Raw genomic sequence first — 17,163 nt, forward strand, 5'->3', positions numbered from 1 at the left:
GGTCGCCCTCGGCCGGACGTCAGTGGTCGACGAGCCGGTCGAACTGGGTGGTCGTGTGGCGCAGGTGGGCCACCAGCTCGTCGCCGACCTTCGGCTCCTGGGCGTCGGCGGGTACGAACAGGATCGACACCTGCATGTGCGGCGGTTCGGCGAACCAGCGCTGCTTGCCCGCCCAGACGAACGGGGACAGGTTGCGGTTGACCGTGGCCAGGCCCGCGCGGGCGACCCCCTTGGCCCGCGGCATCACGCCGTGCAGGGCCTTCGGGGCCTCCAGACCCACGCCGTGCGACGTACCGCCCGCGACGACCACCAGCCAGCCGTCCGACGCGACCTTCTGCTGGCGGTAGCCGAAGCGGTCGCCCTTGACGACGCGGGTGACGTCCAGGACGGCGCCCCGGTACTGCGTCGCCTCGTGGTCGCCGAGCCACAGCCGGGTACCGATGCGGGCGCGGAAGCGGGTCTGCGGGAACTGCTGCTGGAGCCGGCCCAGCTCCTCGGCGCGCAGATGACTGACGAACATGGTGTGCAGCGGCAGCCGCGCCGCGCGCAGCCGGTCCATCCAGGCGATGACCTCCTCGACCGCGTCCGAGCCGTCCGCGCGGTCGAGCGGCAGATGCAGGGCGAAGCCTTCGAGGCGTACGTCCTCGATCGCGGCGTGCAGATGCCCGAGTTCCTCCTCCTTGACGCCGTGGCGCTTCATCGAGCTCATGCACTCGATGACCACCCGCGCGCCCACCAGGGCGTGCACACCGTCCACGGAGGAGACGGAGCGGACGACCCGGTCGGGCAGCGGCACCGGCTCCTCGCCACGGCGGAACGGGGTCAGGACGAGCAGGTCGCCGCTGAACCAGTCCTTGATGCGCGCAGCCTCGTAGGTGGTGCCGACGGCGAGCATGTCGGAACCGAAGCGGATGGCCTCCTCGGCGAGCCGCTCGTGACCGAAGCCGTACCCGTTGCCCTTGCAGACCGGGACGATGCCGGGGAACTGGTCGAGGACGGATTTCTGGTGCGCCCGCCAGCGCGCGGTGTCGACGTACAGGGAGAGCGCCATGGCCGGTCCGGAACCTTTCTGGTGGCTGCGGGGGTGTCGGAGGTGTACGGGGGGTTGTCGCCGTGCCGGCCGCGGAACTCTCTGGATCCGTCGGAGGGGCCGACGCGGTTCGTGCCGGTGCGATGTCCCCATTGAAACGAATGAAGCCGGTTCCGTCAGCGGGACGACGCGGATCAGCGGCGCGACATGTAGATGTCGAGAGCCTTGTGGAGCAGCTTGTTCAGCGGGAAGTCCCACTCACCGAGGTACTCGGCGGCCTGACCGCCGGTGCCCACCTTGAACTGGATCAGACCGAAGAGGTGGTCGGTCTCGTCCAGCGAGTCGGAGATGCCGCGCAGGTCGTAGACCGTTGCCCCCATGGCGTACGCGTCGCGCAGCATCCGCCACTGCATCGCGTTCGAGGGACGGACCTCCCGCTTGTGGTTGGCGGACGCGCCGTAGGAGTACCAGACGTGCCCGCCGACGATCAGCATGGTCGCGGCGGCGACGTTCTCGCCCTCGTGCCGGGCGAAGTAGAGCCGCATGCGGTTGGGGTCCTCGGTGTTGAGGACCGTCCACATGCGCTGGAAATAGCTCAGCGGACGAGGACGGAAACGGTCGCGCTCCGCCGTGATCTCGTACAGCCGCTGCCACTCGTCGAGTTCCGCGTAACCGCCCTGGACGACCTCGACGCCGGCCTTATCGGCCTTCTTGATGTTGCGTCGCCACAGCTGGTTGAAGCCCTTGTGGACGTCTTCGAGGGACCGGTTCGCCAGGGGAACCTGGAAGATGTAGCGGGGCTGCACGTCGCCGAACCCGGCGCCGCCGTCCTCGCCCTGCTGCCAGCCCATCTTCCGCAGCCGGTCGGCGACTTCGAAGGCGCGCGGCTCGATGTGGGTGGCCTCGATGTCGCGCAGCCGCTTCACGTCCGGGTCCTGGATGCCCGCCTTGATGGCGGCCGCGTCCCAGCGGCGGATGACGACCGGCGGGCCCATCTTCACGGAGAAGGCGCCCTGTTGCTTGAGGTGCGTCAGCATCGGCTGGAGCCAGTCGTCCAGGTTCGGGGCGTACCAGTTGATGACCGGGCCCTCGGGCAGATAGGCGAGGTAGCGCTTGATCTTGGGGAGCTGACGGTAGAGCACCAGGCCGACGCCGACGAGCTGTCCGTCCCGGTCGAACCAGCCCAGGCTCTCCGAACGCCACTCGGACTTCACTTCTGCCCACGCCGGGACCTGCATGTGACTCGCAGCAGGCAGATTCTGGATGTATGCCAGATGCTGCTCTCGGCTGATGGTCCTCAGGGTCAGGCTCATGCGGGGCGCTCCTCGGCAGGTGTGTCCCCATCGGTCAGGGGCTCCGGCTCTCGCGCCGAAAGCCTACTGCGACTGGGGAGCGCCCCGTTTGGCCGCATGCGACCTGGCCGGTCCGTACCCGATGGGTGGGGCTCGTCCGAGCCCCTTGCCCGGTACGGACCGGCCAGGTCCTGATACCGCGTTCCGTGTCTTCGTGCCGGACCTGTGGTGCGCCCGGCGTGTGTTTCCGTCATGCCGTCCACGACGGCTCCGGTGCTGTCGTGGACGCTGTCCCGTGGCGCCCTCGGTGCGGTCAGCCCACCACGCCGCCGAAGAGGCCGCCGTGTGCCATGCCCAGGAAGAATCCGATGGCGGATGCGCCCAGGCCGATGATCAGCGGGAACCTCTCGCGTGTGGTCACCGAGATGTACTGCCCGTACGCGGCGGTGAGGATCCCGAAGAGTCCCGCCCACGAGCTGATCAGATGCAGGTTGTGGAACATCGCCGTCACGAAGGCGAGCGCACCGAGGACCAGGGTCACCGCCACCAGGGTCTCCTGGAGCGGATGGGGCCTGCCGTCCGTGGCGAGAAGGGAGACGGGAGGACGGGGTCGTATTGCCTGTGCCATGGAGAACCTCCTGGCCGAAAGGCGGTGCGTTGTGGCACCGCTCACACCCGATGTGTACAGATTGCGTCTCCTGAGCCACGGATTTCAACCGGAAGCCGGTGTGCGGGTACTCTGTACGGTCTGCACCGGTGTCTGCCCAGGTAGGCACGTCAGTCCCCGTTCGACGGAGGACGTGGCGGCCGTCCCGCGCGGAGGCACCGATGCCACGCATCACGACCCTCCTGCCACGGAACGACCGTGGCCGCCGAGTCCAAAGGAGGTGGGTTCCACATGCGTCACTACGAGGTGATGGTCATCCTCGACCCCGATCTCGAGGAGCGCGCTGTCTCCCCGCTGATCGAGAACTTCCTCTCCGTCGTCCGTGAGGGCAACGGAAAGGTCGAGAAGGTCGACACCTGGGGCCGTCGTCGTCTCGCTTACGAGATCAAGAAGAAGCCCGAGGGCATCTACTCGGTCATCGACCTGCAGGCCGAGCCTGCGGTCGTCAAGGAGCTCGACCGCCAGATGAACCTGAACGAGTCGGTCCTCCGGACCAAGGTCCTCCGTCCCGAGATCCACTGAGCATTCCGCTCAGCGGTCATCGGGTTCGAGTAGCAGCAAGCAGCCAGAAGCAATCCCGCCGAGAGGTTCACCCATGGCAGGCGAGACCGTCATCACGGTCGTCGGCAATCTCGTCGACGACCCCGAGCTGCGCTTCACCCCGTCCGGTGCGGCGGTCGCGAAGTTCCGTGTCGCGTCCACTCCCCGCATCTTCGACCGGCAGACCAACGAGTGGAAGGACGGCGAAGGCCTGTTCCTCACCTGCTCGGTCTGGCGGCAGGCGGCGGAGAACGTCGCCGAGTCGCTCCAGCGAGGCATGCGCGTCGTCGTGCAGGGCCGGCTGAAGCAGCGGTCGTACGAGGACCGCGAGGGCATCAAGCGCACGGTCTACGAGCTGGACGTCGAGGAAGTCGGCCCCAGCCTCAAGAACGCCACGGCCAAGGTCACCAAGACCACCGGCCGCGGTGGCCAGGGTGGGTACGGCGGCGGCCAGCAGGGCGGCGGCAACTGGGGCGGCGGTCCCGGTGGCGGTGGCCAGCAGGGTGGCGGCGGCGCTCCCGCCGACGACCCGTGGGCCACGAGCGGCCCGTCCGGCGGCCAGCAGGGCGGCGGAGGCGGCTGGGGCGGAAGCTCCGGCGGCTCCGGCGGCTCCGGCGGCGGCTACTCGGACGAGCCTCCCTTCTAGGGCGGCTCGACCCCCACTTCTTGATCACACAGGAGAAACATCATGGCGAAGCCGCCTGTGCGCAAGCCTAAGAAGAAGGTCTGCGCGTTCTGCAAGGACAAGACCCAGTACGTGGACTACAAGGACACGAACATGCTGCGGAAGTTCATTTCCGACCGTGGCAAGATCCGTGCCCGCCGCGTGACCGGCAACTGCACGCAGCACCAGCGTGACGTCGCCACGGCCGTGAAGAACAGCCGTGAGATGGCACTGCTGCCCTACACGTCCACCGCGCGATAAGGAAAGGGTGACCGACTCATGAAGATCATCCTGACCCACGAGGTCTCCGGCCTCGGCGCCGCCGGTGACGTCGTTGACGTCAAGGACGGGTACGCCCGCAACTACCTGGTCCCGCGTGGCTTCGCCATCCGCTGGACCAAGGGTGGCGAGAAGGACGTGGCGCAGATCCGCCGCGCCCGCAAGATCCACGAGATCGCCACGATCGAGCAGGCCAACGAGGTCAAGGCGAAGCTGGAGGCCGTGAAGGTCCGTCTGGCCGTTCGCTCCGGCGATGCCGGCCGCCTCTTCGGCTCCGTGACCCCGGCCGACATCGCCTCGGCGATCAAGGCTGCCGGTGGTCCCGACGTCGACAAGCGTCGCGTCGAGCTCGGTTCGCCGATCAAGACGCTGGGCGGGCACCAGGTGTCCGTGCGTCTGCACCCCGAGGTTGCCGCGCAGCTCGGTATCGAGGTTGTCGCTGCCTAAGGGCACCGCTCATCAGAGCAGAGTGAAGGGCCGTACCCGTTGGGGTGCGGCCCTTCACTGTTCTCGGGTTCACGTCGTGCGTGGCGAGTCCCGCATGACGCGTCTGGGTCCAGTGCGGTGAGCCGGTGATTGAAGCCGGTGTAGGGAGTCCGGTGTGCGCAGTGCAGCACCGTTTCACGTGAAACACGACGTTTCACGTGAAACATGGCGGCGATGGTGGCTCAACGCGTGGCGCCCGTCACCACCCACTTGCCGGACCGGGTGCGCAGCCAGAGCGTTGCCATGCGGACGGCCATCATCAGCGTCATCGCCCACCACAGCGCGGTCAGGCCGCCGCCGAGCGCTGGTACCAGCAGGGCCGCCGGAGCGAAGACGGCCAGCGTGACGATCATGGCCCAGGCGAGATAGGGGCCGTCCCCAGCCCCCATCAGCACGCCGTCCAGAACGAAGACCACACCCGCAATCGGCTGAGACAGAGCTACCACCAGCAGCGCCGGGAACAAGGTGTCCTGGACGGCCTGGTCGCCGGTGAACAGGGGCACGAACAGCGGTCGCGCGAGGACGATCAGCACTCCGAGCGCAATTCCGGAAGCGATGCCCCACTGCACCATCCTTCGGCAGGCTTGGCGTGCGCCCTCGGAGTCGCCGGCTCCCAGGTACCGACCGATGATGGCCTGCCCCGCTATGGCGATGGCGTCGAGCGCGAAAGCCGTCAGGCTCCAGAGCGAAAGGACGACCTGGTGTGCGGCGATCTCGGTGTCGCCGAGGCGTGCGGCGACGGCTGTGGCGATCATCAATACGGCCCGGAGCGACAGCGTGCGGACCAGGAGCGGCACGCCCGCCTGGGCGCTGGCTCTGATTCCCGCAGCGTCGGGGCGCAGCGAAGCGCCGTACCGTCGTGCCCCACGTACCACCACGACCAGATAGGCGGCGGCCATGGACACCTGCGCGATGACCGTTCCCCAGGCCGACCCGGCGATGCCGAGCCCGGCCCCGTAGACGAGCCCCACATTGAGGATCGCGTTGGCCGTGAAACCGCCGATGGCGACGTAGAGCGGAGTCCGGGTGTCCTGCAGGCCACGCAGAACGCCGGTCGCGGCCATCACCACGAGCATGGCCGGGATGCCGAGGCTGGAGATCCGCAGATAGGTGATGGCATAGGGGGCCGCGGTATCGGAGGCTCCGAGGACGTCCACGATCGAGGGCGCTGCGGGGAGTGCGACGCCGATGACGCATATGCCGAGCAGGAGGGCCAGCCAGATGCCGTCCATGCCCTGTCGGATCGCGGAGGCCCGGTCGCCCGCTCCGACCCTGCGCGCCACGGCGGCCGTGGTGGCGTACGCGAGGAAGACGAAGATGCTGACGGCGGTGGTCAGCAAGGCTGCCGCGACGGCCAGACCAGCCAGCTGTGCCGTGCCGAGATGCCCGACGATGGCACTGTCGACCATCACGAAGAGCGGTTCGGCGACGAGTGCGCCGAAGGCCGGTACAGCGAGAGAGATGATCTCGCGGTCGTGTCGTCGACGGCTGGTCGTGGGTGGTGCCGGGGCCTGGGTCATGGGGGTCAATCTAATCTTCCACAGGTAATGGATGCAATCCGAAAAGGGTCCTTACCTTTGCCGTGGCTCGGCGTTCTTCCGTGTGAGGTTGGACGTGATCTTGTGCGGAGCGGAAAAGTTTTTCTCTCCCACAGCCGGTGGATGGAAAAAGTCCAGGTCAGAGCGTCGATGCGAGGGTCGCTATGAATTTGTCCACAGTGCTGTCCCCTGCTCCGTGCACAGGTTCAGCGGACTTCTCCACAGCATCTGGTCTGTCGTCCACATGCCCTGTGGATAACCAGATTGGCTGACGGTGCCGCGCGGCCTACCGTGGTCCGGCGCCCGCACCCTGTTCCGGCCCTGAAGCCCTGTAGAACTCGACGCGCCGGAACCGGAGTCGGGCGTCTTGTTTGTCGGTGCCGTGCCGTAAGAAAGAGTGGCACGGCGAGGTCCGCGGAGCGGACGGGAGGAGGTGGCCCGGTGAGCATTCCCGAGCCTTTGGACTGGGCCGACACCGGTCCCGGCGACCGTCTGCCCGTATCCCGCCAGCGCCGCGGCGGGGGCCGTGACCGCGCCGACCGGCGTGAGGACGGCATGGGCGACGACGGCTGGGAGGGGGGCTCTCCCGGCTTCGAGCGGGTGCCGCCCCAGGACCTCGACGCCGAGCAGTCGGTGCTGGGCGGCATGCTGCTGTCGAAGGACGCCATCGCCGACGTCGTGGAGATCATCAAGGGGCACGACTTCTACCGTCCCGCCCACGAGACCGTCTACCAGGCGATCCTGGACCTCTACGCCAAGGGCGAGCCGGCCGACCCGATCACCGTGGCGGCCGAGCTGGTCAAGCGCGGCGAGATCACCAAGGTGGGCGGAGCGCCGTATCTGCACACGCTCGTCCAGTCCGTGCCGACCGCGGCCAACGCCTCGTACTACGCGGAGATCGTCCACGAGCGGGCCGTTCTGCGGCGGCTCGTGGAGGCCGGTACGAAGATCACGCAGATGGGATACGCGGCCGACGGCGACGTCGACGACATCGTGAATTCGGCCCAGGCCGAGATCTACGCCGTCACGGAGCAGCGCACCAGCGAGGACTACCTGCCGCTCGGCGATATCATGGAGGGCGCTCTCGACGAGATCGAGGCGATCGGTTCGCGCAGCGGCGAGATGACCGGCGTGCCGACCGGCTTCACCGACCTCGACGCCCTGACGAACGGCCTGCACCCGGGGCAGATGATCGTCATCGCCGCCCGTCCCGCGATGGGTAAGTCGACCCTGGCCCTGGACTTCGCGCGGGCCTGTTCGATCAAGAGCAACATGCCGAGTGTGATCTTCTCGCTCGAAATGGGGCGCAATGAGATCGCGATGCGACTGCTTTCGGCCGAAGCGAGGGTGGCACTGCACCACATGCGTTCGGGCACCATGACCGACGACGACTGGACGCGGCTGGCGCGGCGGATGCCGGACGTGTCGGCCGCCCCTCTCTACATCGACGACTCCCCGAACCTCTCGATGATGGAGATCCGCGCGAAGTGCCGTCGTCTGAAACAGCGCAACGATCTCAAGCTCGTGGTCATCGACTACCTGCAGCTCATGCAGTCCGGTGGTTCGAAACGCGCCGAGAGCCGACAGCAGGAGGTCTCGGACATGTCTCGTAACCTCAAGCTGCTGGCGAAGGAGCTGCAGGTCCCCGTCATCGCGCTCTCGCAGCTCAACCGAGGTCCCGAACAGCGCACCGACAAGAAGCCGATGGTGTCCGACCTGCGTGAATCGGGATCCATCGAGCAGGACGCCGACATGGTGATCCTCCTCCACCGCGAGGACGCGTACGAGAAGGAGTCCCCCCGCGCGGGCGAGGCCGACCTGATCGTGGCCAAGCACCGCAACGGGCCCACGGCGACGATCACCGTGGCCTTCCAGGGGCATTACTCGCGGTTCGTGGACATGGCTCAGACCTGATCCGTCCGGATGCGGCTTCTCGGATTCCGTGCCCGAACCTCACGAACGAAGGTCGTCGGTGGCGCCGAAGACCCCTGTGCCGCTGCTGGCCGGCGGACCGTAGAGGTGCTCGGGCGGATGTACACCGACGAGTTCGGCCTGCCCGTCGTCTGCCTGGGCATCGGCAGTTTCGAACCCGCGCCGACCGAGCCCCGGCATCTGACGGCATGGCACAGTCCGCGCGATGCCGGTTTTGTCCGGGATCGCTCGATGGTCGATGCCCCGCCGTCGTGGATCCCGATGCGGGCACGACTGGTCCGGCCCGTCACTGGTCGAGCGGGCGTCCCGCGCCCGTGTCCCGTCCGATTCGTCCAGGCGTCCTCAGGACTCGGGGATGACGCGTGAGACGACCGTCTCCACCAACCGGTCCACCACGGCCTCGACCCGGCTTCCGGGCCGGGGTTCGGCCCCGAGGCCGGCTTCGGCTTCGGGCGCGACGAGCAGGTCGGGCAGTGTGAAGTACTCCAGCAACAGGCCCGTCATGGCCAGGTACAGCACCATGAAGTCGTCCGGCCCGCCCGGCAGACCGGCCTCCTGGTGGAACCGCGCGCTCTCGTCGACGTCGGTGCGGACGCTCCGTGTCAGCCGGTCACGGAGCGCCGGGCGGCGGGTGGCCTCGAGGCGGAGTTCCAGCATGGCGAGGTAGCCGGTCCGGTCGTCCTCCATGCGCCGTACGAGCCATCGCATCAGCTCGGTGACCAGTTCGCGCGACGGCGCCGGGCGCATCGCCTCCTCGACCCTGGCCGGATCCGGTGTCACGCGGACGGTGATACGGGCCGCCGCCTGCATGAAGAGGTCGTCACGGTTGGTGAAGTAGTTCGATGCCGTGCCCACCGGAACGCCGGCGCGCGCATCGACGGCGCGGAACGTGAGGCCGCGCGCGCCCTCGCTCGCCAGTACTTCGATGGCCGCGTCCACCAGTGCCGTTCTACGTGCGGGATTCCTCGCCACGTGTGTCACCTTCCTTGTCTTTCACTCAGACCCTTTCACGGAAAGAGGTTGCACAACCACTACATATGAAGCACTCTGGATGGAGTGGTTGCGGCTTCGGTATGCCGCGACGGAACGGAGAACCTGTGCGGAAGCTGACCTACTTCGTCGCTTGTTCGATCGACGGTTTCATCGGGGACCCGAGCGGCGACGCGTCGTCCATGCTCCGGTTCGTGGACGAGGAGTTCCTGGAGTTTCTGAAGACGCGGTACCCGGAGACGATCTCGGCCGAAGGTCGTCGACTGCTCGGCTTCCACGACGCCGAGAACCAGCGGTTCGACACGGTGGTCCAGGGACGGGCCAGCTATCAGATGGCGCTGGACGTCAACATCACCAGCCCCTATGCCCACCTGCGCGAGCTCGTCGCCTCGCGGTCCCTGGAACAGTCCCCGGACCCGAACGTCGAACTCGTCTCCAGCGACGTGGCCGCGAGGGTCCGGGAACTCAAGGCGGAGGAGAGCGGGCTCGGGATCTGGCTCTGCGGCGGTTCGCAGCTTGCCGGAGAGCTGATCGACGAGATCGACGAGCTGGTGATCAAGACGTATCCGCTCGTCTACGGCTCGGGCATACCGATGTTCCGTTCGGCCTTCGCGGCCACCGAGTTCGCCTTGGATTCGGTCCGCATCTTCGACAACGGCGCACTGGTCAGGACCTACAGCAGAAAGCGCTGACGTCCTGCGGATCGAAGCGTCGGCCGGGCCGCCGGGGGAGGGCCGCTGTGGTGGAGTTCCCGTCGCGCCGAAATGAGTTCGCCAGTCCTGCGCTCCTGCGAGTAGTTGTTGAGCATGACCTCTTCACTCGAACACCTGCTTCCCGGCACACAGCGCGCGTTGCTGCACCGCATCGCCACCGCGCAGTCGGAAGGACGGACCCCTTCGCTCGTGGCCGCAGTGCAGCGGCGGGGACGAACCGTCTGGAACGGATCCCGCAGTTGCTTGGACAGCCACGCGCCCGACACGGACACGCAGTTCAGGGTCGGTTCGATCACCAAGACCTTCACCGCCGTACTGGTTCTGCGGCTCCGGGACGAGGGGCTGCTGGACCTGGACGATCCGCTGGAGAAGCATCTGCCCGGTACGGGCGTCGGCACGGTCACCATCCACCAGCTCCTGGGCCACAGCGCGGGGCTGGGCGCCGAGTCACCCGCGCCGTGGTGGGAGAGGACTCCCGGCACACTGCGTCCCGAACTGGCCGACGTGCTCGGCGAGCGCACGGAACTGCACCCCCCGGGCCACCGCTACCACTACTCGAACCCCGGCTACACGCTGCTGGGTTCGCTGGTCGAGCAGATGCGCGGGGCGAGCTGGGAGGAGGTGCTCCGGCGCGAGATCCTGGAGCCGCTGGGCATGCACCGCACCAGCGCCCACCCCCGGGCGCCGCATGCGGGCGGATGGGCCGTGCACCCCTGGGCGGACGTCATGCTGCCCGAACCGGCCGAGGACCTCGGGCTGATGGCCCCGGCGGGCCAGCTCTGGTCCACGACCGAGGATCTTCTCCGGTTCGCGGCCTTCCTGGCCGAGGGTGATGACCGGGTGCTCTGCGCCGCCTCCGTGGAGCAGATGCGTGAGCCCTCCGCACCGTCCCAGCCCGGCGACTGGGACGGTGCATACGGCCTGGGTCTCCAGATCGAGCGAAGGAACGGCCGTACGCTTTTCGGGCACACGGGCTCCCTGCCGGGCTTCCTCGCCGCCCTGTGGTTCAGCGTGGACGACGACGTGACCGCCGTCGTGCTGACCAATGTCACGTCGGGGCCGGTGGTCGGCGGTGTCGCCGCCGACCTCGTCGAGATCGTCGCCGAGGCCGAACCCCGCATCCCGGAGCCCTGGCGCCCCCTGCCGGAGGCGGACCCGGAGCTTCTCGCGCTGACCGGCCCCTGGTACTGGGGCGTACGGGCGCACATCCTGCGCCTGGAGCCGGACGGCGGGCTGGATCTCCAGCCGCTGCGAGGCGCCGGCCGCGGGGCCCGGTTCACCGCTCTACCGGACGGCACTTGGATCGGCCGTGACAGCTACTACGCGGGAGAGATCCTGCGCGTCGTCCGGAACGGCGACGGCGGCGTGAACCACCTCGACCTGGGTTCGTTCGTCTTCACGCGGGAGCCGTACGATCCCGGGACGGCGGTTCCCGGCGGTGTGGACGAGAGCGGTTGGCGGGGCCTCGACGCCTGACAACAAGGCTTCGAGCGATCCGATCGCCGGGCTTCGTGCGACTGCCGTGCGACTCGTGCGGTCCGGTCACCATGTTTCACGTGAAACGGATCGGGGTCTGCCCAGGGGCGAGGGTTCCCTGCACGGCGAAATGCGCGGACCGCAGGCCCCGCCCCGGCATCGTTCGCCACGGACGCGGTGCAGAGAAGTTCTCGGGCTGGTTCGTGACAGACGCTTCGGGAGCCGGTTCCGGGCAGAGGTTCCCGGCCCGGGCTTCGGGGCAGAGGCTCTTGGCCGGGAACCGGGCAGTGGATCAGAGTGCGAGCTTGAAGCCCACATGGCTGGCGGTGAAGCCGAGACGCTCGTAGAAGCGGTGGGCGTCGGTCCGGGACACGTCGGACGTCAACTGGACCAATTGGCAGTCCAGGCGCCTGGATTCGTCCACGGCCCACTCGATCATCCGGCTTCCCAGTCCGCTTCCGCGCTCGTCGACGTGGATGCGAACGCCCTCGATGACCGAGCGGGTCGCGCCGCGCCGAGAGAGTCCCGGGATCACCGTCAGTTGCAGAGTCCCGACGACGCGGTTTTCGCGAACGGCGACCATCAGATGCTGGTTCGGGTCGTCCGCCAGCCGCCGGTACGCCGCGTGGTAGGGGGCGATGTCGTCAGGCGACTCGCGTCGGGCGCCCAACGGGTCGTCGGCGAGCATGGCCACGATGGCGGGAAGGTCGGCAGGGGTGGCGGGGCGTATGTCCAGATCGCTCATGGCCGACAGGCTACGCAGATCACTCGGCCGAGACGTGAACGTGCCCGGACGGTGAGAGGAACCACCTGGCTGCTGCGGAGAATCGCCTGGGCCGTGCGTGTACGCCCGGCCGATGCGCGTACGGCCACACCGCACCGCCCGGCTCGGTCGGGGCCGTCCGGGCGGTGCGGTGAGTCAGGAGACTCGCGCCGGAGCCTTCAGCCGCTCGACCACGTTGACGAACGGCGCCAGTTCGGGGTTCTTCGCGGCCTGGTCCAAGGCAGTGCGCAGTGCGGAGTCGTTGGTCGGCCGGGCCGCGGCCAGCAGAGCGAGACCGGCCTCGGTGACATCGGTGTAGATGCCGCGCCGGTCGGTGTCGCAGAGATAGCGCGTCAGCAGTCCGCGGTCCTCAAGGCGGGTGACCAGGCGGGTGGTGGCGCTCTGGCTGAGCACGACGGCGTCCGCGACCTGTTTCATCTGGAGATGGCCGCCGGGGCCGTCGTGCTGTCGGCTCAGCACGTCGAGCAGGGAGTACTCCCGCACGCTGAGTCCGTGTTCGGTCTGCAGCGTCCGTTCGATGCGGGCCTCGATCTTCCCGTGGAGCAAGGAGAGCGCACACCAGCCCTGGGAAAGGGAGGTCAGTGCGGGGTCGGTCGCTGGCATGGGTCTCTCCTCCGTCTCGAGCCGCTCTGTCCAGGATAGGCGGCAGCGACAATAGCCCGTGCTTGCAATTAATAGCGGCAATTATTGCATGCACTCGATAAGGGCGTGTGCAATCTTCAGGTGTCCTGGGCGCTCCGCCGATGACCGTCCTCGGTGCCCGGGTCACACGCAAACGCATGCTCATGCTGCTAATGGGGCTCTTCGTCGTGGGCAACGTCGTATCCGCCACCGCCCCGGCCTTCGGCGTGATGCTCGCCGACCGGGTGATCGCCTCACTCGCCCACGGTGCCTTCTTCGGCATCGGATCGGTCGTCGCGGCCGATCTGGTCGCCCACAGAAGAGGGCCGGGGCGATCTCCATGATGTTCACCGGCCTCACCGCGGCCAATGTGGTGGGCGCGCCGATGGGTACTTTCATCAGACAGAACGTCGGTTGGCGGGTCACGTTCTTCGTCGCGGCTGCGCTCGGTGTCATCGGCCTTCTCGGTGTGGCCGTGCACGACAAGTTCGCGGCGGCCGTCACCATCGTGCTGATCGGGGGGGCGTGGGTTTCGCCACCGTTCCTCCGCTGCAGACACGGGTGCTCGACCAGGCGTCCGCCGCGCCGACCCTCACCTCCGCCGTCAACATCGGCGCCTTCAACCTCGGCAACGCGCTGTCGGCCTGGCTCGGAGGTCTCGTCATCGCGGCCGGCCTCGGCTACACCGCTCCCGACTGGGTCGGTGCCGCGCCGGCCGCCTCCGCTCCGGTCCTGGCACTGATCTCCGGCGCACTGGAGCGCCGTCGGGCCGGCCGGGGGCGACTGGTCGCCCGCCACAGCCCCGAGTCCGTCATGGCCTCCGTCGTCCGGCGTTGAGCCCGACCGTCCGGTTCCCCGGCCCACTCCGCATCACGCCTGCTCGCATGGCGCGCCCCGACCCTTTCCGTCCCGGAGGCACAGTGGGAAGCCGGAGAAGCCGACGCTCCGGCCCGAGGCGGCAGCAGGAGATCGCGGGGGAGGCGGCAGGGGCCGGACAGGGGGCTCGGGTGGACCGGAGGAGTCAGCCCATCGCCACGGTCAACGGGGCATAGCGGCGGGTCCAGTCGCCCGGCAGGTCCGGGATGCCGCAGGTCATCACCGTGGTCTCGGAGACCGCTCGCAGACCGCACTCCTTGAGCCCGGAGAGCAGTTCTGTGTGGCGCGCGTCGAGGTCCGCGCGCAACGGCAGGTCCGTCACCTCCGCGAGGGAGGCGACCAGCGCCCGGGCCGTGAGGCTGTCGGGGGCGATCAGTGGACCGATGACCTGGGTGCCGGCGCTCGGCCAGGACGCCGCGTAGCCGACGAGTTCACCATCGTCCTCCGCGACCCGCAGGTGATCGGCGTAAGCGGGCAGCCGGGCGAGGACGTGAGTCCGGTCGCTGCCGAAGACGTCCGTGTCGAGCCGGACGAGGGCGCGCAGGTCGTCGGCCGTGGCCGGACGGATGTCCACGGCACACCCGCCGTCGTCCGTCCGCCGGAACGGGCCGGTGACCCGTTCGGTGCGGCCCACTGCCTTGAAGCCGAGTTGCTCGTAGAGCGGCCGTCCCTCGGATGTCGCGTACAGGATGAGGGAGGCGCCGTCCGTCCCGTCGATCACATGGCGCATCAGGCGCTGTCCGAGCCCCTGACGCGCATGGCTTCCAGCGACGAGGAGCATGCCGATGGCAGCCAGTCGCGGGCCGTAGGAGGTCACCACGCACGTGGCGATCAGCCCTCCGCCCCCCTCGGGGTCGTCGATGCCGTAGCCCGTCCCCGCGGCCAGGAGCAGGCCCCATCGATGCTCGTCGCGCGGCCAACCGCGGTCCTCGCAGAGATCGGCGCAGGCGACCAGGTCGCCCGGGGTGAGACGCCGGATGCGCAGTTCGGCAAGCGGGCGGGGCAGCGGGTTGGGCATGAGGGTCAGGCTGTCCGACGGGAGGACATCGCGTCCACTCCTTTACCTGCACCGGCCACTCCTTTGCCTGTACCCACCGTTCCTTTACCTGTGCGGGCCGCGCGGTGCAGCCGCTGGCCGCGCCGAGTCGTCCCCCAGGGCTTCAGTACCGATATCGCCGTGACGAACAGATAGGTGGCCGTCGCCAACGAAGGGGCGACGACCAGGTCGAAGCCGACGGAGCCGCGGGCTGCCGCTTCGTCGATGGCGGGACGCAATGCGAAGACCGACAGTGCCGCGGCGACCAGGGTGAGCCAGAACTTCGTCCAGACCCATCGGTGCCGGGCCAGCCCCCAGGGCGTACCGAGCGACAGGGCGAGGCCGCTGAGCAGGGAGAACATCGCGAACGGGATGATCAGCCAGTCCCCGAAGATCTTCATGGCCCGTGCTGCCGCCCGGGCGGTTTCCGGGTCGTCGGTGCGGAAGGCCGCGATTCCGAGTGCCAGCAGTCCGACGGTCAGCCCCAGCCAGCTCACGGACACGGCGACATGGGCGACGAGGAGCCTGCGGCGGGCGGTGCGCTTGAGTGGTTTCACGTGAAACACGGTGCCGGGAACAGGCAGGCCGGGCGTCCGACGGCGGGAGTAACCGCACGTACTAGCCTCGGCGTATGACACGTGCCACTTCCCGGTCCGGTTCGGTGCGGCAGTGCGCGCTCTCGGTCGCCTACGGGTGAGGCTGGTGCTGAATCTCGACGTGGCCGGACGGAGCGCTGCCCGGCGTGGCCGAGGATACGAACGGCCGTGATGGGTTCACGGCCCGCACAGGGGGCAAAGGAGCGTAACGGGAAAGCTGATCCGGACACGTAGACCCTCCACCACGTGTCCGGTCCGCGCTCACGGCGGTCCGCGTTCATGGCATGGCGAACCGGCGGAAAACCGTCGGCAGTGAACCGGCCGTCGACCACAAACAGGGGCCCGACCACGTCCACGGGCAGCGACCGCGGACGTCCGGGTACGAGGCGACCAGAAGACGTTCAAGGCGAGGCACAGTATGGATGCTCCGGCCACCAGATGGACCGAAGGCGGGACGGACAGATCTCCCGACGCGATTCTGATCCACCGCACGCTGACCGAGATTTCGCCCGTCGCCGACCAGGCGACCTCGTACTTTTACGCCCTGCTCTTCACCCGGCGCCCCGACCTGCGCGCCATGTTCCCGGTCGCGATGGACATGCAGCGCGATCGCCTGTTCCGCGCGATCCTCGGCGCGGCCGACCGGTTCGACTCCCCCCGAGCGCTGACCGAGTACCTCGGCGAACTGGGCCGGGGGCACCGCAAGTACGGCACACTGGCCGGCCACTATCCCGCAGTGGGCGAGGCCCTTCTCGGAGCACTGAGCCGCTATGCGACCACCGTGTGGGACGCGGAGGTCGAGGCGGCCTGGGTCCGTGCCTACACCGCGATATCGCAGATCATGATCGATGCCGCCGCCGAGGACGAGCAGTGGGCTCCGGCCTGGTGGCACGCGGAGGTCGTCTCGCACGAGCCGAGAACGCGCGACATAGCGGTTCTCACCATCCGCCCCGATCAGGTCTACCCTTTCGTCGCCGGTCAGTACGCGGCCATGGAGACGCCCTGGTGGCCCCGGGTCTGGCGGCACTACTCCTTCGCGTCGGCGCCCCGCCGCGACGGTCTGCTCACCTTCCACATCAAGGCGGTCCCGGCCGGGTGGGTCTCCAACGCCCTGGTGCACCGGGCCCGCCCCGGCGACATCGTGCGGCTCGGCCCGCCCAGCGGCTCGATGACGATCGACCACTCCACCCACAACGGCCTGCTCTGCCTGGGCGGCGGCACGGGCATCGCGCCGATCAAGGCACTCGTCGAGGACGTCGCGCAACACGGCGACCGGCGCCCCGTGGAGGTCTTCTACGGGGCCCGCAGCGATCGCGACCTGTACGACATCGAGACGATGACGCGCCTCCAGAAGACCTTTCCCTGGCTCGTGGTGCGGCCGGTGATCTCCATGGGCCGACCGGAGCGGGAGGGCGGTCTGCGCGGGCTGCTGTCGGAGGCCGTGCGTGAATGCGGCCCGTGGCACGAGTACGACGCCTATCTCTCGGGGCCGCCGGGCATGATCCGCAGCAGCGTGGACGCGCTCAGAGGCATCGGCATCCCGGCCGAACGCATCCGGCACGACTCCGTCGAGGAACTGGCCGCCGTCGTCCCCAGCTGATGAACGACCGACGACGGGCAAGGCGCGCCCCCGGCGTACACAG

General features: G+C 68.5%; 17 protein-coding genes and 1 pseudogene. 9 read left to right on the forward strand and 9 right to left on the reverse strand.

The genetic code is table 11. From position 1 onward, the window contains the following. Positions 1 to 19: 19 nt before the first annotated feature. From AMK22_RS32010 to AMK22_RS32020, 3 genes are all read right to left on the reverse strand, one after another. Complete coding sequence (locus AMK22_RS32010; protein ID WP_073790796.1) at positions 20 to 1,051, reverse strand: alanine racemase; 1,032 nt, start codon at positions 1,049 to 1,051, stop codon at positions 20 to 22. A 173-nt stretch (positions 1,052 to 1,224) separates the two neighbouring features. Further along, positions 1,225 to 2,343: a lipid II:glycine glycyltransferase FemX gene (locus AMK22_RS32015; RefSeq protein WP_073790798.1), complete on the reverse strand. Its 1,119-nt coding sequence runs from the start codon at positions 2,341 to 2,343 to the stop codon at positions 1,225 to 1,227. A gap of 292 nt (positions 2,344 to 2,635) precedes the next feature. After that, on the reverse strand, positions 2,636 to 2,950 hold the full coding sequence (locus AMK22_RS32020; protein ID WP_073790800.1) for a hypothetical protein: 315 nt from the start codon (positions 2,948 to 2,950) through the stop codon (positions 2,636 to 2,638). A 270-nt stretch (positions 2,951 to 3,220) separates the two neighbouring features. On the opposite strand from AMK22_RS32020, the gene rpsF reads away from it, so the two are divergent. From rpsF to rplI, 4 genes are all read left to right on the forward strand, one after another. After that, positions 3,221 to 3,511, forward strand: coding sequence for a 30S ribosomal protein S6 (gene rpsF / locus AMK22_RS32025; protein WP_015609864.1), 291 nt, complete (start codon positions 3,221 to 3,223; stop codon positions 3,509 to 3,511). 73 nt (positions 3,512 to 3,584) lie between these two features. Further along, complete coding sequence (locus AMK22_RS32030) at positions 3,585 to 4,175, forward strand: single-stranded DNA-binding protein (protein WP_073790802.1); 591 nt, start codon at positions 3,585 to 3,587, stop codon at positions 4,173 to 4,175. Positions 4,176 to 4,217: 42 nt separating this feature from the next. Beyond that, on the forward strand, positions 4,218 to 4,454 hold the full coding sequence (gene rpsR / locus AMK22_RS32035) for a 30S ribosomal protein S18 (protein ID WP_003967857.1): 237 nt from the start codon (positions 4,218 to 4,220) through the stop codon (positions 4,452 to 4,454). Between the two features lie 18 nt (positions 4,455 to 4,472). After that, complete coding sequence (gene rplI / locus AMK22_RS32040) at positions 4,473 to 4,919, forward strand: 50S ribosomal protein L9 (RefSeq protein ID WP_073790804.1); 447 nt, start codon at positions 4,473 to 4,475, stop codon at positions 4,917 to 4,919. Positions 4,920 to 5,140: 221 nt separating this feature from the next. Here the strand turns inward: rplI and AMK22_RS32045 are convergent, their stop codons facing one another. Beyond that, on the reverse strand, positions 5,141 to 6,478 hold the full coding sequence (locus AMK22_RS32045; RefSeq protein WP_073790806.1) for an MATE family efflux transporter: 1,338 nt from the start codon (positions 6,476 to 6,478) through the stop codon (positions 5,141 to 5,143). Between the two features lie 459 nt (positions 6,479 to 6,937). On the opposite strand from AMK22_RS32045, the gene dnaB reads away from it, so the two are divergent. After that, complete coding sequence (gene dnaB / locus AMK22_RS32050) at positions 6,938 to 8,410, forward strand: replicative DNA helicase (protein WP_073790808.1); 1,473 nt, start codon at positions 6,938 to 6,940, stop codon at positions 8,408 to 8,410. Positions 8,411 to 8,770: 360 nt separating this feature from the next. Here dnaB and AMK22_RS32055 read toward each other — a convergent pair whose 3' ends face one another. After that, entirely contained in the window at positions 8,771 to 9,400 is a 630-nt protein-coding gene (locus AMK22_RS32055) for a TetR/AcrR family transcriptional regulator (protein WP_073790810.1), read from the reverse strand. A gap of 125 nt (positions 9,401 to 9,525) precedes the next feature. Here AMK22_RS32055 and AMK22_RS32060 point away from each other — a divergent pair, with 125 nt between their 5' ends. Beyond that, on the forward strand, positions 9,526 to 10,110 hold the full coding sequence (locus tag AMK22_RS32060) for a dihydrofolate reductase family protein (RefSeq protein ID WP_073790812.1): 585 nt from the start codon (positions 9,526 to 9,528) through the stop codon (positions 10,108 to 10,110). A gap of 114 nt (positions 10,111 to 10,224) precedes the next feature. Beyond that, the gene (locus AMK22_RS32065) at positions 10,225 to 11,607 is read left to right on the forward strand and encodes a serine hydrolase domain-containing protein (protein WP_073790884.1); all 1,383 of its coding nucleotides are present in this window, start codon (positions 10,225 to 10,227) and stop codon (positions 11,605 to 11,607) included. Positions 11,608 to 11,899: 292 nt separating this feature from the next. Here AMK22_RS32065 and AMK22_RS32070 read toward each other — a convergent pair whose 3' ends face one another. Together AMK22_RS32070 and AMK22_RS32075 are read right to left on the reverse strand one after the other, a co-directional pair. After that, the gene (locus tag AMK22_RS32070) at positions 11,900 to 12,352 is read right to left on the reverse strand and encodes a GNAT family N-acetyltransferase (protein ID WP_073790814.1); all 453 of its coding nucleotides are present in this window, start codon (positions 12,350 to 12,352) and stop codon (positions 11,900 to 11,902) included. Between the two features lie 174 nt (positions 12,353 to 12,526). Continuing rightward, entirely contained in the window at positions 12,527 to 12,994 is a 468-nt protein-coding gene (locus AMK22_RS32075; RefSeq protein WP_073790815.1) for a MarR family winged helix-turn-helix transcriptional regulator, read from the reverse strand. A 122-nt stretch (positions 12,995 to 13,116) separates the two neighbouring features. On the opposite strand from AMK22_RS32075, the pseudogene AMK22_RS37805 reads away from it, so the two are divergent. Then, positions 13,117 to 13,849: pseudogene (locus AMK22_RS37805) on the forward strand (MFS transporter); the annotation flags it as partial. A gap of 184 nt (positions 13,850 to 14,033) precedes the next feature. On the opposite strand, the gene AMK22_RS32090 reads toward AMK22_RS37805, so the two are convergent. Together AMK22_RS32090 and AMK22_RS32095 are read right to left on the reverse strand one after the other, a co-directional pair. Next, on the reverse strand, positions 14,034 to 14,906 hold the full coding sequence (locus AMK22_RS32090) for a GNAT family N-acetyltransferase (protein ID WP_073790821.1): 873 nt from the start codon (positions 14,904 to 14,906) through the stop codon (positions 14,034 to 14,036). A gap of 5 nt (positions 14,907 to 14,911) precedes the next feature. Beyond that, a complete protein-coding gene (locus tag AMK22_RS32095) occupies positions 14,912 to 15,481 on the reverse strand; it encodes a DUF2269 domain-containing protein (RefSeq protein WP_073790823.1) in 570 nt (189 codons plus the stop codon). A 457-nt stretch (positions 15,482 to 15,938) separates the two neighbouring features. Here AMK22_RS32095 and AMK22_RS32100 point away from each other — a divergent pair, with 457 nt between their 5' ends. Next, the gene (locus AMK22_RS32100; RefSeq protein ID WP_073790825.1) at positions 15,939 to 17,120 is read left to right on the forward strand and encodes an FAD-binding oxidoreductase; all 1,182 of its coding nucleotides are present in this window, start codon (positions 15,939 to 15,941) and stop codon (positions 17,118 to 17,120) included. Positions 17,121 to 17,163 lie beyond the last annotated feature (43 nt).

Source organism: Streptomyces sp. CB01580 (assembly GCF_001905795.1).
Classification (GTDB): domain Bacteria; phylum Actinomycetota; class Actinomycetes; order Streptomycetales; family Streptomycetaceae; genus Streptomyces.

What these genes read in the sequence shown, in the direction of transcription:
- AMK22_RS32070 (WP_073790814.1), bottom strand. Translation starts at nt 12,352, where the DNA reads ATGAGCGATCTGGACATACGCCCCGCCACCCCTGCCGACCTTCCCGCC.
- AMK22_RS32100 (WP_073790825.1), top strand. Translation starts at nt 15,939, where the DNA reads ATGGATGCTCCGGCCACCAGATGGACCGAAGGCGGGACGGACAGATCT.
- AMK22_RS32045 (WP_073790806.1), bottom strand. Translation starts at nt 6,478, where the DNA reads ATGACCCAGGCCCCGGCACCACCCACGACCAGCCGTCGACGACACGAC.
- rplI (WP_073790804.1), top strand. Translation starts at nt 4,473, where the DNA reads ATGAAGATCATCCTGACCCACGAGGTCTCCGGCCTCGGCGCCGCCGGT.
- AMK22_RS32015 (WP_073790798.1), bottom strand. Translation starts at nt 2,343, where the DNA reads ATGAGCCTGACCCTGAGGACCATCAGCCGAGAGCAGCATCTGGCATAC.
- AMK22_RS32090 (WP_073790821.1), bottom strand. Translation starts at nt 14,906, where the DNA reads ATGCCCAACCCGCTGCCCCGCCCGCTTGCCGAACTGCGCATCCGGCGT.
- AMK22_RS32020 (WP_073790800.1), bottom strand. Translation starts at nt 2,950, where the DNA reads ATGGCACAGGCAATACGACCCCGTCCTCCCGTCTCCCTTCTCGCCACG.
- rpsR (WP_003967857.1), top strand. Translation starts at nt 4,218, where the DNA reads ATGGCGAAGCCGCCTGTGCGCAAGCCTAAGAAGAAGGTCTGCGCGTTC.
- rpsF (WP_015609864.1), top strand. Translation starts at nt 3,221, where the DNA reads ATGCGTCACTACGAGGTGATGGTCATCCTCGACCCCGATCTCGAGGAG.
- AMK22_RS32030 (WP_073790802.1), top strand. Translation starts at nt 3,585, where the DNA reads ATGGCAGGCGAGACCGTCATCACGGTCGTCGGCAATCTCGTCGACGAC.
- AMK22_RS32075 (WP_073790815.1), bottom strand. Translation starts at nt 12,994, where the DNA reads ATGCCAGCGACCGACCCCGCACTGACCTCCCTTTCCCAGGGCTGGTGT.
- AMK22_RS32065 (WP_073790884.1), top strand. Translation starts at nt 10,225, where the DNA reads ATGACCTCTTCACTCGAACACCTGCTTCCCGGCACACAGCGCGCGTTG.
- AMK22_RS32010 (WP_073790796.1), bottom strand. Translation starts at nt 1,051, where the DNA reads ATGGCGCTCTCCCTGTACGTCGACACCGCGCGCTGGCGGGCGCACCAG.